Consider the following 15,841-nt stretch of genomic DNA (forward strand, 5'->3'; position numbering starts at 1 on the left):
AACTCCTTTTTAAGCTTTTTTAACTCAATCTATTTAGCGGCCGAAGTGCGGTATTGATGGACAGCGGCAGAAATTGCTGCCACCACATTCGGGCTAACACCATTTGAGGGGGATGGTTGGGTTTTATTCTGAGTAGGAACTGCGATCGGTTCTGGTACTTCTTCTGGTACCAATTTTGACATTAACCGAACGAGATAAACGAGGATTGTTAGGAATACAAATACCACGGCCATACCCGTTAGCATGAGGGTGGCTGCATCTCCTAGCAGGCTTCCAATATTAGTCATGTTGCTTCCTTTCTTTGTCATCCTGACAAGTTACTCAATCATTTTTGTGGCGTCACTGCTCACTGATTGACTCACAATGGCCTTGCATCGATCCATTGCAAGAGGTCTAGGATTATCTCGATTGGTGAAAGTTTGTCAATTTTGTTTAATCTTACGCCGTCATTAAAACGTCATTCGAATGAAAAACTATGATGCACACGACAATTTATGGTGTATTTAGGCTTACACAGAACTTCATACTATGACCTCACATGAGATCTCAACATAAACAAACTAAAGTTGAAAAACTGGGACACGCTTAAAATTACCGCAATTTTTCGTTTAAAAACATTACGTTGTAATAATAAGGTTATTGATATGATAAATTTTTGTTAATAAAAAACCCCGCCGAAGCGAGGTTTCTAAAGAATGGCGCGCTCGGAAGGATTCGAACCTTCGACCGCCTGGTTCGTAGCCAGGTACTCTATCCAGCTGAGCTACGAGCGCGCAACAAGTTTTCGCATTGTCATTCGACACTGCAGGGCAATACCCTAGGTCTCTGTAAAGAAAGAAAATGGCGCGCTCGGAAGGATTCGAACCTTCGACCGCCTGGTTCGTAGCCAGGTACTCTATCCAGCTGAGCTACGAGCGCGCAACAGTTTTCGCATTGTCATTCGACGCTGCAGGGCATTACCCTTTTCTCTACAAAGTAGAATGAATGGCGCGCTCGGAAGGATTCGAACCTTCGACCGCCTGGTTCGTAGCCAGGTACTCTATCCAGCTGAGCTACGAGCGCGCAACAAATTTTCGTGTTGTCAGTTAACGATGCAGGGCTTCCCCTGTCCCTTTCAAAAAGAACGCTCTTTCAAAGAGAATGGCGCGCTCGGAAGGATTCGAACCTTCGACCGCCTGGTTCGTAGCCAGGTACTCTATCCAGCTGAGCTACGAGCGCGCAATAAGTTTTCGCATTGTCATTTGACATTACAGGGCATTACCCTTTTCTCTATAAGAGAAAGTCCTTTCCCAAAGGGCATCCTCTACAAAAAAGAGAGAATGGCGCGCTCGGAAGGATTCGAACCTTCGACCGCCTGGTTCGTAGCCAGGTACTCTATCCAGCTGAGCTACGAGCGCGCAAGGTTGTGAAGCATATCACATTTAATTTCTTTTTGAACAAAAAAATTGACTGAAACAGTCAATAAATGGCGGTGAGGGAGGGATTCGAACCCTCGATACGGCTACAAACCGTATACTCCCTTAGCAGGGGAGCGCCTTCAGCCTCTCGGCCACCTCACCACATGTATTTCGCTCCGAAGAGAGAAATGGCGCGCTCGGAAGGATTCGAACCTTCGACCGCCTGGTTCGTAGCCAGGTACTCTATCCAGCTGAGCTACGAGCGCGCAATATGTTCAATAAGAACAGTGTCATACAACACAATGCAAGAATGGCGGTGAGGGAGGGATTCGAACCCTCGATACGGCTACAAACCGTATACTCCCTTAGCAGGGGAGCGCCTTCAGCCTCTCGGCCACCTCACCGTCTTGCGGAGGCACATATTACGATTTACCAAAAATAAGTCAAACATTTTCTTGGTAAAAATAGGAAAAAACAGACTAAGCGTTGGCAAATTAACCAAACCACCATTTAATCGTAGCTTTCCTAAGCAAAATTCGCCTTGGTGCCTCTGTTTTATGGCAAATTTCACGCAACAAAAAGGCCGGCAAATTGCCAGCCCTCTCTAGTTAGGATTAGTAGTTGCCTGATGCAACGTTACCGTTTCCTTTCTCCGCTTGAATGCGCATGTAGATCTCTTCACGATGCACTGACACTTCTTTTGGAGCATTAACACCAATGCGAACTTGGTTGCCTTTAACACCCAATACAGTAACAGTGACTTCATCACCAATCATCAACGTTTCACCAACACGGCGAGTCAAAATCAGCATTCTTAGCTCCTTGAGTATTCTCTAATTATCTTGCTACGAAACTTATTATCCAACAAAAGTTATATTTTCGTAAACTATCTTCTGAAAAGTATTTACCCCAAATGTACCTGTTTTTCTTCTCTCTCAACGGATCCACTGGCGATAATGTAGTTATCATGCAGTACGTTAGCCGCTTTGTCGATAGCCCCTGGCTCGAGAACGAGTGTAATTGAGTGCGTATCTTCACAAAAGTGTAGAACAGATATGTCTGATAAGTTGAGAAGTTGTTGATATTGTGACGCTTGCTCTGCGGCATTTGACCCCACAAGTGTCAGAAGTGAGACGTCCTGCTCTGTAACGATCTTGTCTTCAATGACTAATTTTAGCTTGTCACGGCAATCTGTTTTCACCAACAAATGACTGTAGGTCGAATCTGTCACCCAGTGGCTTTCTTCCACTCCCAACATCTGCTTTTGCTTATCAACAACATCGACATGTTCTTCACAGATACGTAGTGACACCACCTGTTTCTGTATTGCTAGACCACAGATCCCAGGTTTAGCCTCTTTACCCGCCACTAATGTCCCCTCTCCTGCGTCAAAGCTAGAAAGCACACGCAGTGGCACATGATTTTGCCACGCATAAGCCACACAAGGAAGATGGAGCACCTTAGCGCCTTTGTGGGCCATTTCGTGCATAGTTGGGAAATCGATGCTATCGAGCTTCTGCGCGTTTTTGACGACTCGAGGGTCGCAGCTGTAAACGCCATCGACATCGGTAAATATTTGGCATTCTTGTGCGTTTAGGGCACCCGCTAGGGTGACCGCTGTCGTATCAGAGCCACCTCGTCCCAATGTCGTTATATCGCCGACTTCATTTATGCCCTGGAATCCAGCGACAATCACAATTTTGTCTTGCGCTAAATGTTCATCGATGACACTGGTATCAATATGACTAATCGTGGCATTGTTGTGATTATTGTTGGTCATAATTCGTGCCTGGCCACCGGTCAGAGATATCGCTGCGTGTCCAAGTTTGCTCAACGTCATCGACAGCAGTGCCATAGAGATCTGTTCACCTGCAGAGAGCAATACATCCAGCTCTCTGACGTTTGGCACTTTGTCTACTTGTTTGGCAAGTTCAACCAAACGGTTGGTCTCACCTGACATCGCTGAGACAACGACAACCACTTGATTGCCGGTTTGTTTAGCTCGAATTACATGCTCTGCAACGCTATGGATGCGCTCAACAGAGCCAACAGAAGTTCCACCGAACTTTTGCACGATTAGTGGTCTTTTCACCAGTCTTCACCTTCCCAAGACAACATAGTGTTGTCGAATTTTGAAATTACGGTCTTGAGTGACCGCTCCTGTATTAGGCGACGCCATGTACCTCGCCTATTAAATAGATGTGCAGTTCTGCACTGTGCAATTGATTCACTGAATAGGTAGTAACCAAAAGCAACAATGCCCAATCAACAAACATTGATTGGGCATTTAGCGGTGTTTACTTAAGAGTTATAGGCGCTCTTCAAGCCAACCACGAATAGATTGCAACGCTTCTGGAAGCGCATCGACATCACTGCCGCCTGCTTGCGCCATATCTGGACGACCGCCACCTTTACCGCCAACTTGCTCAGCCACCATCTTAACAAGATCGCCCGCTTTTACTTTGCCAGTTAGGTCTTTAGTCACACCTGCGATCAAACCAATCTTGCCATCAGCAACATTGGCAATGAACGCGATACCGCTGCCCATTTGGTTCTTAGCGTTATCCATCATGGTGCGAAGGTTTTTGCTATCTGCACCTTCAAGAGCAGCAACCAGTACCTTAGTACCATTGATCTCTTCGACTTTACCCATGATGTTGGCACTTTCTACTGCTGCTAGCTTGTCTTTAAGCTGAGCAATCTCTTTTTCTAGAGATTTCGCTTTGCTTGCCGCATCACCAAGTTTCGCTTCGTACTGTGCCGCTGTTGCTTCAATCGCATCCAGAGCAGCTTCACCTGTTACCGCTTCAATACGACGGATACCCGCAGCAATACCACCCTCAGAGGTGATCTTGAATAGGCCAATGTCACCCGTGTTATTTGCGTGGATACCACCACAAAGCTCAGTTGAGAATTCACCCATTGAAAGAACACGAACTTCATCGTCGTACTTCTCACCAAACAGAGCCATCGCGCCTTTTGCTTTCGCAGACTCAATGTCCATAACGTTGGTTTCGATCACATGGTTAGTGCGGATCTGAGCGTTCACTAGACGCTCAACTTGTTTGATCTCCGCTTTGGTCATCGCTTCAAGATGAGAGAAGTCAAAACGTAGGTTGTCAGGCTTCACTAGTGAGCCTTTCTGCGTTACGTGCTCACCCAGAACCTGACGCAGTGCTGCGTGCAACAAATGCGTAGCTGAGTGGTTTAGCGAGATAGCCGCGCGGCGCTCTGCATCCACAGTCGCTGCCACTTCATCGCCCTTAGCAAGTACGCCTTCAACCAGCTCACCGTGGTGTGCGATCGCGTTACCTAGCTTTTGAGTGTCTTCTACTTTGAATAGACCCGCTGATGTTTTAAGAACGCCAGCGTCACCACATTGACCGCCCGACTCTGCGTAGAACGGTGTCTCTTCAAGTACCACAATCGCTTTGTCGCCAGCAGACAGAGCTTCCACTTCATTGCCTTCAACAAACATCGCTGCCACTGTGCTGCTACCTTCTGTGCCTGTGTAACCGCAGAACTCAGTATTGGTATCAACTTTGATTGCTGCGTTGTAGTCAGTGCCAAACTGGCCAGCTTCACGCGCACGTTGACGCTGAGCTTCCATCGCCTTCTCAAAACCTTCTTCATCGATAGCAAACTCGCGCTCACGAGCCACATCGTTAGTCAGGTCAGCTGGGAAGCCATAGGTGTCGTAAAGTTTGAATACGGTTTCGCCGTCTAGCACTTTCTCGTCGCCAAGATTATCAAGTGCTTCAGTCAGGATTGTCATACCACGTTCAAGAGTACGACCGAAGTTCTCTTCTTCGATACGCAGTACTTTTTCTACAACGGCTTGTTGCTTCTTAAGCTCTTCACCGGCAGTACCCATTACTGATGCTAGGGTGCCAACTAGTTTGTAGAAGAAGGCACCTTGTGCGCCAAGCTTGTTACCGTGACGTACTGCACGACGGATAATACGACGAAGCACGTAGCCACGACCTTCGTTTGATGGCATTACGCCGTCAACGATTAGGAATGAACACGAACGAATGTGGTCAGCGATAACGCGCAGTGATTGGTTAGAAAGGTCTTCGTAGCCAATAACTTCTGCTGCTGCTTTGATTAGCGTTTGGAACACATCGATCTCGTAGTTTGAGTGAACGCCCTGCATGATTGCAGAGATACGCTCGATACCCATACCTGTATCTACCGATGGTTTTGGTAGCGGCTCCATTGTACCGTCGGCGTGACGGTTGAACTGCATGAATACGTTGTTCCAGATCTCGATGAAGCGGTCACCGTCTTCTTCCGGAGTACCAGGACGACCGCCCCAGATGTGCTCACCGTGATCGTAGAAGATTTCTGTACATGGGCCACAAGGACCAGTGTCACCCATCTGCCAGAAGTTGTCTGACTCGTAAGCTTTACCGCCTTCTTTATCACCGATACGAACGATGCGGTCTGCAGGAACGCCCACTTGCTTGTTCCAGATCTCGAATGCTTCGTCGTCAGTTTCATAAACCGTAACCAGCAGGCGATCTTTTGGCAGTTTTAGCGTCTCTGTTAGGAATTCCCAAGCAAAGCTGATGGCATCTTCTTTGAAGTAATCACCGAAGCTGAAGTTACCCAGCATCTCAAAGAAAGTGTGGTGACGAGCAGTGAAGCCAACGTTCTCAAGGTCGTTGTGCTTACCACCAGCGCGAACACAACGCTGGGCCGTAGTGGCACGAGTGTAGTTACGCTTTTCTAGGCCAAGGAAACAGTCTTTAAACTGGTTCATACCGGCGTTTGTGAAAAGCAGAGTTGGGTCATCGTGTGGAACCAACGATGAACTGTCTACGATTTGGTGCCCTTTGCTCTCAAAGAACTTAAGGAACGCGTTGCGAACCTCGTCTGTGCTCATGTACATGCAGCTCTTCCTGAAATAATTCGAGTTAGATTTTGGGGGCATATTGTAACCCCATGAGTAAGGATTCGCCTAGTCTTCTGGTAAAAAAGGCAACAAACGGAAGGAATTTAAACTTTATTCAAGTCAGGGCAAGTATTTGCGGGCAGTGACGGGAAGGTGTTATTCACTTTCTAGTGAATCTAGTGCGTAGTTTATTTGGTCAAAAGAGTAGCCTCGATACTGTAGAAATCGCACTTGCTTGGCATATTCTTTGGGATCACTGGCTTTTCCATGGCGAAACTTTTTCTCAGCTGTGGTTTTCGCCAGCTCAAACCAATCGATTTCTTCTTCCATCAAGGCTTCATTCACGACCGACTCTGAGACGCGCTTTTGATTCAGCTCTTGACGAATTCGACGCTCACCATGCCCCTTGTAGACATGCTGCCTTACCTGGCTTTTGGCAAAGCGCAGATCATCAAGATATCGATATGACTTACACAGCTCTATCGCGGCTTCAACCTCGGATTCCTCATAGCCTTTAAAGGCAAGCTTTTGGTACAACTCATACTCGCCATGATCTCGGCGACTTAACAGTTGGATCGCAGCTTCATTAGCGGACAGGGTCGGTGGCTTTCGTTGATACATAGAGACTAATAACTTGATAGGAAAACAGATACAACAAAGCCCCGCAGTGCAGGGCTTTGTTTAATTCAATTGAAGATTTATAGCTCTTCTGCCGGCGCTTCGCCAGTTTCTGCTTCTTCAACAATCGCAGGCGTTAGCAATAGCTCACGTAGTTTGCTATCAATCGCTTGTGCCGCTTCTGGGTTTTCACGCAGGAACTTACATGCGTTTGCTTTACCTTGACCAATCTTATCGCCGTTGTAGCTGTACCAAGCGCCTGCTTTTTCAACCAGCTTGTGCTTAACACCTAGGTCAACCAGCTCACCGTAGCGGTTGAAGCCCTGACCGTATAGGATCTGAGTTTCTGCTTGTTTGAATGGTGCAGCAATCTTGTTCTTAACGACTTTAATGCGAGTTTCGTTACCCACAACCTCATCGCCTTCTTTAATAGAGCCAGTGCGGCGGATATCAAGACGTACAGATGCGTAGAACTTAAGCGCGTTACCACCAGTGGTAGTTTCTGGGTTACCAAACATCACACCAATCTTCATACGGATTTGGTTGATGAAGATACACATACAGTTAGACTGCTTTAGGTTACCAGTAAGCTTACGCATAGCTTGAGAAAGCATACGAGCCTGCAGACCCATGTGGCTGTCACCCATTTCGCCTTCGATTTCCGCTTTTGGTGTTAGTGCAGCAACCGAGTCGACAACCATCACGTCAATCGCACCAGAGCGTGCAAGAGCATCACAGATTTCAAGCGCTTGCTCACCTGTATCTGGCTGAGATACCAACAGCGCATCAATATCAACACCCAGCTTTTTCGCATAGACAGGGTCTAGGGCGTGCTCAGCATCGATGAACGCACAGGTTTTGCCTGCTTTTTGAGCGGCAGCAATACACTCAAGGGTAAGCGTTGTTTTACCTGATGATTCTGGACCGTAGATCTCTACGATACGACCCATAGGCAGACCACCTGCACCTAGTGCAATATCGAGAGAAAGTGAACCCGTTGAAATGGTTTCTACGTCCATGGTACGGTTATCACCAAGGCGCATGATTGAGCCTTTACCAAATTGTTTTTCAATCTGACCTAATGCAGCGGCTAACGCCTTCTGTTTATTCTCGTCCATTACTTTCTCCACAACTATCCTTTACGGATATACGCTTTAGGCAACTTACGTGCTTTAGCTGTTTTAATCAGGTAAGCGATGCGTTCAATTCATCGCAAGATGTATTTTATTATACTGTTGATTCATACAGTGTCTATACCTGTATGAAGATTTTTTTGTGACCTCAGTGTGACTTCACCAAGACTCTTTATATTTCAATAGGCTTAGCTAAACGGCTCATCTTCAAGAACATGGGTGTGTAACGTTCTTAGTGCATGCTCTACTGCCTGTAAACGAACACTCGCTCGGTCACCCGTTAGCAAACAGGTTTCTACCTTCTGCCAGCCCTGAGAAGATGCCCATGCAAAACATACGGTTCCGACTGGCTTCTCTTCACTGCCTCCACCAGGTCCAGCGATACCACTGATTGCGACACTTAGGGTTCCGTTTGAACGAGATAGTGCTCCTTGCGCCATTTCAATCACCACAGGTTCGCTCACGGCGCCATGCTTCCCAAGCGTTTCTGACTTCACACCAATCATTTCCATCTTGGCATCGTTGCTGTAGGTGACGAACGCTCGGTCAAACCACGCAGAGCTGCCTGCGATATCGGTAATCGCGGTTGCCACGCCCCCACCTGTGCAGGATTCAGCGGTCACTAAAACCTGATCTCTCTGTTGCAGTAATTGACCTAGGTTGGCACTTAACTCAGATATGTTTTGCATTTGACACAACTCCTAGTCCTTCGTGTGGGACTTAATTGGGTTTAATACCTGCGCTTGCGTGATATCAGTGACGACTCTTCCCTTTTCGCTCTCGCCGCTTTCACGTATCCTAGGCGGCAATGAAAAACCAGTAGCAAAGAAGTGACAGTGAAAGCGGAACAAAAACACACACCAATGATGCAGCAATATCTGAAGCTAAAAGCAGAGAATCCAGATATCTTGCTGTTCTATCGAATGGGCGATTTTTACGAGCTGTTTTACGACGACGCGAAACGCGCATCTCAATTGCTCGATATCTCACTGACCAAGCGCGGCGCCTCCGCGGGTGAGCCTATTCCTATGGCAGGTGTTCCTTTTCATGCTGTCGAAGGCTACTTAGCGAAACTGGTCCAGCTTGGCGAATCGGTAGCGATTTGTGAGCAAGTCGGTGATCCTGCCACCAGCAAAGGCCCGGTTGAGAGAAGAGTCGTACGCATTGTTACGCCCGGCACTGTCTCTGATGAAGCTCTGCTCTCGGAAAGGCTTGATAATCTTATTGCCGCAATCTATCACCAAAATGGCAAATTTGGCTACGCTACTCTGGATATTACCTCTGGTCGTTTTCAACTTTGTGAACCCAGTACAGAAGAAGCCATGCTGGCTGAGCTGCAGCGCACTGCGCCTAAAGAACTCTTGTTTCCTGAAGACTTTGAACCTGTTGATATCATGGCGAGTCGCAATGGCAATCGTCGTCGCCCTGTGTGGGAGTTTGAGATTGATACTGCGCGCCAGCAGCTCAACCAACAATTTGGTACCAAGGATCTTGTCGGCTTTGGTGTTGAGAATTGTGTACTAGGTCTATGTGCAGCAGGCTGTTTGATCCAATACGTAAAAGACACCCAACGTACCGCGCTTCCTCATATCCGCTCATTGACACTAGACAGTCAAGATCAATCGGTCATTCTCGATGCGGCCACGAGGCGCAACCTTGAGTTGACCCAGAACCTGTCTGGCGGCCATGAAAACACGCTAGCTGAGGTGCTAGATCACACCGCTACAGCTATGGGTAGCCGAATGCTCAAGCGCTGGATCCATCAACCTATGCGCTGCCAAAAGACACTGAACTATCGTTTGGATGCCATCTCTGAGCTCAAGCAAGACGCGCTCTATACCGAGCTTGCTCCAACGCTCAAGCAGATCGGTGACATTGAGCGTATCTTGGCAAGGCTAGCACTGCGCTCGGCAAGACCTCGTGATATGGCTCGTTTACGAAGCGCGCTGCAACAGCTACCGGAACTGGCGGTCAGTCTTGAGACCGTGGCGCATCCTTATCTCAAACAGCTGGCTGACTATTCTGCACCCATGGAGTCGATGGCTACTCTGCTTGAGCGAGCGATCAAAGAGAACCCTCCGGTCGTTATTCGTGACGGCGGTGTGATTGCCGATGGCTACAATGCTGAGCTCGATGAGTGGCGCGACCTCGCCAATGGTGCTACCGCGTACCTCGAAAAGCTTGAGCATGATGAGCGTGACCGCCACGGTATCGACACGTTAAAAGTTGGCTACAACAATGTGCATGGTTTCTATATTCAGGTGAGCCGTGGTCAAAGCCATCTAGTGCCGCCGCACTATGTTCGTAGGCAAACTCTAAAAAATGCTGAGCGCTACATTATTCCTGAGCTCAAAGAGCATGAAGATAAGGTACTGAACTCAAAATCTAAGGCACTCGCCGTTGAGAAAAAGCTTTGGGAAGAGCTGTTTGATTTGTTGCTGCCAAGCTTAGAACAGTTACAAAACCTTGCCTCTGCCCTGTCTCAATTAGACGTACTGCAAAACCTAGCAGAGCGCGCAGAGAGCTTAGATTACTGCCGCCCGACGCTCAGCGAAAAAGCCGGTATTCAGATCCAATCTGGTCGTCACCCTGTGGTAGAGCAGGTCATGGATGAGCCTTTTATTGCCAACCCAATCGCGCTTAACCCTGAGCGTAAAATGCTGATCATTACAGGTCCGAACATGGGTGGTAAATCGACCTACATGCGACAGACTGCGCTCATTGCTCTAATGGCTCACATTGGCTGCTATGTGCCCGCTGAATCAGCAGAAATTGGCTCATTAGATCGCATCTTTACCCGCATCGGTGCCTCTGATGATCTCGCATCGGGTCGCTCAACCTTTATGGTGGAGATGACAGAAACGGCGAACATTCTCCATAACGCTACGCAAAACAGCCTAGTGTTGATGGATGAGATTGGTCGAGGCACTAGTACCTACGATGGCCTTTCGCTCGCGTGGGCCAGTGCAGAATGGCTAGCAACCAAGGTTGGTGCGATGACGCTCTTCGCTACGCACTACTTCGAGCTAACAGAAATGCCGAATCAACTTCCTCACCTTGCCAATGTTCATCTGGATGCGGTTGAGCATGGTGATTCGATTGCGTTTATGCACGCGGTTCAAGAGGGTGCAGCAAGTAAATCTTACGGTTTGGCCGTTGCAGGCCTCGCTGGCGTGCCAAAAGCGGTGATCAAGAACGCGCGCCAAAAACTGACGCAGCTAGAACAGATTGGACAAAACCCTGCTCGCGCAGAGTCGCCACAAGTCGATATTGCTAATCAGCTAAGCTTGATCCCTGAACCAAGTGAAGTGGAAGAAGCACTGGCGCAGATTAATCCCGATGATTTGACGCCGCGTCAGGCGTTGGAAGAGTTGTATCGGTTGAAGCAACTGCTTTAGGTGCGCGCTGCTACCCCCTCTAGCTCCCCCTTATCAAGGGGGAGAACCAAGGCTAGCTCCTATCGTCGCATCGCCTTACATTCAATCTACAGCGCAATGTGGGTGACACACAACTGCTCGCTGAGTGCAACGTCAAACTCTTGCTGTTGACCATCAAGCTCAACGACTAGGTTATATAGATCATCTTTATTAGGGGCTTCAGGGTTCGCATACTTAGGTGCTTCTATCTGAAACAGCGCCGATGCCTGATTAGCACGAACATCTATGGGCAGAAAATACGTCATGCCATTAAACTTAACAGAGGCAGAAACAAGACCGGCACGAAAGGTTTGGTAATGTAGGTCGACTTTAAACTCGCAGCCGCCACCATGGTGCCATATCTGCTCCATCGCCACATGCTCAAGGCGCACGTGAGGAATAAACTGAAGATACGGCATTTGCCAAACACCCATACGCTCATCGGTACGCGTTTTTTCTTGGACAAGTGAGCAGGTTGGCGCCTTATCCATATCAACCAGCAAGTCATCCTCATCGAACTCAAGAAACAAGATTTCAACGCGATTCGGCCCTTCCTGAAGATGGGCTCTGACCTCTTTACGATAGGTCGTCTCACTGCCATCACAATCTATCACTGCTCGCCCATTGATGCGCACTTCCGCATAGTAATCCACGCCGCCAATCACCAAATCCACCGCCGGATTGGCCAGTTGCTGCTCGGTCAGTTCAAAGTCGTGCATTAAGTGCCACTCTTGCTCGATAATGGATGGCTCTGATAGGTGTTCAGGTAATACTTGGCTTAATGGGCCAGGAAACGTCAGATCATCTTGAGGAATAGAAAGATCCGTAAGGGGAGAGAGTTGCCAGAGGCCGTCGAGATTTATCTTCATTCGCTAAGTTTGACCCAGATCATATTTAGCGCAGTATAATCAAATCGTTTTTGGAAAGATAGCGTGATCAAAAAAGGTCAGCTTAGCTGACCTTTTCTCTAAAAGAGGAGTTACTCGTCTTCATCATCTTCTTCAGGGTAAAGCGCATCTTCACCCTCGTAGTAAGTACCCCAGCCATCATAAATGATGTCGTACTTCTCGGCTAAGTGAACCAGCTTCTCTACCTGCGCATCAATTTGTTCTGCATTAAGCGCCGACTCCATAGTCGCATCGCAGCAAAGCAGCTTGTTGCCGTCTTCATCTTCGGTTTCTTCTGCTTCTAGAACTTCGAAACCCATCTTGAACGCTTCAACTACCGCTTTCTCTAGACGATCAAAGTCTTCTGCAAATAGGTGGTGCTCGATCTCGTAAAGTGCCTCTGGATCACTTCCATCTTCAATTAGTGCTTGAATGATATCGCGAGTTTCTTCCTTCTGAAATTCGATCAGTTCTTCAACGGACATATACTCATCTTGTTGAGACATAAAGTGCTCCAGCTATAAATAGGTTAACGGCATGAATGATACGAGAAGTCAGCGGAGATCGAAAGATCAAAACGAGATCTTTCCTGACTATTTTTGTCTTTGCTTTAAACGACGAAACTCGATCTAGATCACATAAACATAATTTTAACATTTCTCTATCTCTGGAAACTGTCCTTGGCGATTCAGCCATTTGTGGTGACGACTGATGCGATTCATCAACGAAACATTATGAGATTGAAATGCATATCCGTATGTCCTTACTAAGGAGTCAGATAACAAGGTTTATTCGTTTAGCTGCTGTATTTTACCTAAAGCCCGTATTTTTATGCACAAAACGTCAATTAAAAATCAACAAAGACTCTCAAAACGCTCTGCATATTCACGCATCAAGGTCGGCTTTTTTACTCTCAAAACAGTTCCATCATTATCTGTTAACAAAGCTGACATCAATAAATATTATGGTTTAAGTGTGTATTTACAGTAATTTTAACTGCCATGCTAACTTGCATCTTGATAACAAGCTTGTCATAAATAGCGGCAGTTAAAGCTGAAAGGAATCGTAATGAGTAAGTTGTACGTCGGCTCGGAAGTCGGTCAATTACGACGTGTTTTGTTAAACCGTCCAGAAAGAGCCCTAACCCACCTCACCCCATCTAACTGCCATGAGTTACTGTTTGATGATGTACTCGCGGTAGAAGCCGCAGGCGAAGAGCATGATGCATTTGCCAATACGCTACGCAGTCAAGATGTCGAGGTGTTGTTACTTCATGACTTGTTAGTTGAAACGCTTGCGGTCGAGCAAGCCAAAACCTGGCTTTTAGAGACACAAATTTCAGATTTTCGTTATGGGCCAATCTTTGCCAATGAAATCCGTCAATATCTGTCACAGATGGACAACGAACATCTAGCGACAGTGTTGCTAGGTGGACTGGCTTACTCCGAATTGCCTCTGAAGACCCCTTCTATTCTTCAGAAAATGAGCAAGCCGCTCGATTTCGTGATCGAGCCGCTACCTAACCACCTATTTACCCGTGACACATCATGTTGGGTTTATGGTGGCGTGTCGCTCAACCCAATGATGAAGCCAGCACGTCAGCGTGAGACTAACCATCTGCGTGCTATCTATCGTTGGCACCCGACCTTTGCTGGGCAAGATTTCATTAAATACTTTGGCGACGAAGATCTACACTACGATAACGCCAACATAGAAGGCGGTGATGTTCTCGTTATAGGTAAAGGGGCAGTTCTGATTGGTATCTCTGAGCGCACGACGCCACAAGGTGTAGAAAACTTGGCTGCGAATCTATTTAAATCCGGTCAAGCTAGCCAGGTAATCGCTATCGACCTACCGAAGCATCGCTCTTGTATGCACCTCGATACCGTCATGACCCATATGGATGTCGATACCTTCTCTGTCTATCCAGAGATCATCAATGACAAGTTGGATACGTGGCGACTCACAGCATCAAACGATGGTCAAATGCAGGTCGAGAAGCTACCGAATTATCTCAAAGCGCTCGAGAGCGCCCTGGATGTGGATCAGCTCAAGATCATCACAACCGGTGGTGACAACTACGAAGCAGAGCGCGAGCAGTGGAACGATGCCAACAACGTTCTAACTGTGAAGCCAGGTGTAGTGATTGGCTATGAGCGCAATGTCTACACTAACGAGAAATATGACAAAGCTGGAATTCAAGTTCTTACTATTCCTGGGAACGAACTTGGACGAGGCCGTGGTGGTGCTCGCTGCATGAGCTGCCCTATTGAACGCGATGGCATTTAAACATAACTATTTACAAAAGCCCCTATAAAGGGGCTTTTTTTGCATTTAATTAAAATAAATATTCACAAAATAAGAATTTATATGTATAACTGAAATCGAGAACTAATTCAGAGGTACGGACCATGGCTTACAACTTAAGAAATAGGAACTTTCTAAAACTTCTCGACTTTTCTCCTAAAGAGATTCAATTCTTGCTCGATATGTCGAAAGAACTCAAAGCCGCCAAATACGCTGGCACAGAACAGAAAAAACTCATCGGCAAAAACATTGCACTGATCTTCGAAAAAGCATCGACCCGTACCCGATGTGCTTTTGAAGTCGCTGCCTTTGATCAAGGCGCTCAGGTCTCTTACATTGGCCCGTCTGGCTCGCAAATTGGCCACAAAGAGTCAATGAAAGATACCGCGCGTGTATTGGGTCGTATGTACGACGGTATCGAGTACCGTGGATTTGGTCAGGAGATTGTCGAAGAGTTAGGCGCGCACGCAGGTGTCCCTGTTTGGAATGGTTTGACGAATGAGTTCCACCCAACTCAGATACTTGCCGATTTTCTCACTATGCTCGAGCACGGCAAAGGCAAACAACTGCATCAGATGAAATTTGCTTACCTTGGTGATGCACGCAACAACATGGGTAATTCACTCATGGTTGGCGCAGCAAAGATGGGTATGGATATTCGCCTTGTCGCGCCAAAAGCATTTTGGCCAGAGCAAAGCCTTGTTGAGGAATGCCAAACTATTGCCCTATCAACTGGCGCATCCATCACGTTGACCGAAGACGTTCAAGCGGGTGTCGCCGATTGTGACTTCCTCTATACCGACGTTTGGGTCTCGATGGGTGAATCTGCCGAGGCTTGGGATGAGCGAATTGCCTTGATGAAACCGTACCAAGTCAACATGGATATGATTAAAGCAACCGGCAATAAAAACGTGAAATTTATGCACTGTTTGCCGGCATTCCACGATGATCAGACGACTATAGGTAAGGAAATTGCGGATAAATATGGACTCAATGGCCTTGAGGTGACCAATGATGTGTTCGAGTCTGAATATTCAATCGTTTTTGATGAAGCAGAGAACCGTATGCATACTATTAAAGCGGTCATGGTTGCTACATTAGGCAGTTAATAAATATCACACTAATTGACGCTAAATGTTTGATGTAATCGCTTGCGCTCCCAAAATTTGGGCGTATAATTCCTCGC

At 47.2% G+C, this 15,841-nt stretch carries 12 protein-coding genes and 8 tRNA genes; 3 read left to right on the forward strand and 17 right to left on the reverse strand.

The features are described from left to right. Positions 1 to 29: 29 nt before the first annotated feature. The 15 genes from AC6I8Y_RS14690 to pncC form a co-directional block, all read right to left on the reverse strand. Positions 30 to 287: an oxaloacetate decarboxylase subunit gamma gene (locus AC6I8Y_RS14690; RefSeq protein ID WP_042473248.1), complete on the reverse strand. Its 258-nt coding sequence runs from the start codon at positions 285 to 287 to the stop codon at positions 30 to 32. A gap of 409 nt (positions 288 to 696) precedes the next feature. Further along, a tRNA-Arg gene (locus AC6I8Y_RS14695) sits at positions 697 to 773 on the reverse strand. Between the two features lie 68 nt (positions 774 to 841). Continuing rightward, positions 842 to 918 (reverse strand) — tRNA-Arg (locus tag AC6I8Y_RS14700). Between the two features lie 67 nt (positions 919 to 985). Next, positions 986 to 1,062: transfer RNA gene (locus AC6I8Y_RS14705), tRNA-Arg, on the reverse strand. A gap of 79 nt (positions 1,063 to 1,141) precedes the next feature. Further along, positions 1,142 to 1,218, reverse strand: a tRNA-Arg gene (locus tag AC6I8Y_RS14710). A gap of 102 nt (positions 1,219 to 1,320) precedes the next feature. Next, positions 1,321 to 1,397: transfer RNA gene (locus AC6I8Y_RS14715), tRNA-Arg, on the reverse strand. Positions 1,398 to 1,466: 69 nt separating this feature from the next. Continuing rightward, a tRNA-Ser gene (locus AC6I8Y_RS14720) sits at positions 1,467 to 1,559 on the reverse strand. A 27-nt stretch (positions 1,560 to 1,586) separates the two neighbouring features. Beyond that, positions 1,587 to 1,663 (reverse strand) — tRNA-Arg (locus tag AC6I8Y_RS14725). A 45-nt stretch (positions 1,664 to 1,708) separates the two neighbouring features. Then, positions 1,709 to 1,801, reverse strand: a tRNA-Ser gene (locus AC6I8Y_RS14730). 210 nt (positions 1,802 to 2,011) lie between these two features. After that, positions 2,012 to 2,209, reverse strand: coding sequence for a carbon storage regulator CsrA (gene csrA, locus AC6I8Y_RS14735; RefSeq protein WP_004415691.1), 198 nt, complete (start codon positions 2,207 to 2,209; stop codon positions 2,012 to 2,014). A 92-nt stretch (positions 2,210 to 2,301) separates the two neighbouring features. After that, the gene (locus AC6I8Y_RS14740; RefSeq protein ID WP_252012617.1) at positions 2,302 to 3,489 is read right to left on the reverse strand and encodes an aspartate kinase; all 1,188 of its coding nucleotides are present in this window, start codon (positions 3,487 to 3,489) and stop codon (positions 2,302 to 2,304) included. 216 nt (positions 3,490 to 3,705) lie between these two features. Then, the gene (gene alaS / locus AC6I8Y_RS14745; RefSeq protein WP_498020426.1) at positions 3,706 to 6,291 is read right to left on the reverse strand and encodes an alanine--tRNA ligase; all 2,586 of its coding nucleotides are present in this window, start codon (positions 6,289 to 6,291) and stop codon (positions 3,706 to 3,708) included. Between the two features lie 159 nt (positions 6,292 to 6,450). Continuing rightward, complete coding sequence (gene recX / locus AC6I8Y_RS14750; RefSeq protein ID WP_498020427.1) at positions 6,451 to 6,915, reverse strand: recombination regulator RecX; 465 nt, start codon at positions 6,913 to 6,915, stop codon at positions 6,451 to 6,453. A gap of 77 nt (positions 6,916 to 6,992) precedes the next feature. Then, entirely contained in the window at positions 6,993 to 8,030 is a 1,038-nt protein-coding gene (gene recA, locus AC6I8Y_RS14755) for a recombinase RecA (protein WP_042473235.1), read from the reverse strand. 203 nt (positions 8,031 to 8,233) lie between these two features. Next, complete coding sequence (gene pncC, locus AC6I8Y_RS14760) at positions 8,234 to 8,734, reverse strand: nicotinamide-nucleotide amidase (protein ID WP_498020428.1); 501 nt, start codon at positions 8,732 to 8,734, stop codon at positions 8,234 to 8,236. A gap of 147 nt (positions 8,735 to 8,881) precedes the next feature. On the opposite strand from pncC, the gene mutS reads away from it, so the two are divergent. Beyond that, entirely contained in the window at positions 8,882 to 11,443 is a 2,562-nt protein-coding gene (mutS, locus tag AC6I8Y_RS14765; RefSeq protein ID WP_498020429.1) for a DNA mismatch repair protein MutS, read from the forward strand. An 86-nt stretch (positions 11,444 to 11,529) separates the two neighbouring features. On the opposite strand, the gene AC6I8Y_RS14770 is transcribed toward mutS, so the two are convergent. Both AC6I8Y_RS14770 and rraB read right to left on the reverse strand, forming a co-directional pair. Continuing rightward, entirely contained in the window at positions 11,530 to 12,330 is an 801-nt protein-coding gene (locus tag AC6I8Y_RS14770; protein ID WP_498020430.1) for a glycosyl hydrolase 2 galactose-binding domain-containing protein, read from the reverse strand. Between the two features lie 110 nt (positions 12,331 to 12,440). Continuing rightward, positions 12,441 to 12,854 carry a ribonuclease E inhibitor RraB gene (rraB, locus tag AC6I8Y_RS14775; RefSeq protein ID WP_042473231.1) on the reverse strand — a complete coding sequence of 138 codons (414 nt, stop codon included), beginning with the start codon at positions 12,852 to 12,854 and terminating at the stop codon, positions 12,441 to 12,443. Positions 12,855 to 13,416: 562 nt separating this feature from the next. Here rraB and arcA point away from each other — a divergent pair. Next, positions 13,417 to 14,637: an arginine deiminase gene (gene arcA / locus AC6I8Y_RS14780; RefSeq protein WP_128650195.1), complete on the forward strand. Its 1,221-nt coding sequence runs from the start codon at positions 13,417 to 13,419 to the stop codon at positions 14,635 to 14,637. Between the two features lie 122 nt (positions 14,638 to 14,759). Next, on the forward strand, positions 14,760 to 15,764 hold the full coding sequence (argF, locus tag AC6I8Y_RS14785; protein WP_498020431.1) for an ornithine carbamoyltransferase: 1,005 nt from the start codon (positions 14,760 to 14,762) through the stop codon (positions 15,762 to 15,764). Positions 15,765 to 15,841: the final 77 nt, after the last annotated feature.

It is taken from the genome of Vibrio sp. KUL78 (genome assembly GCF_059725505.1).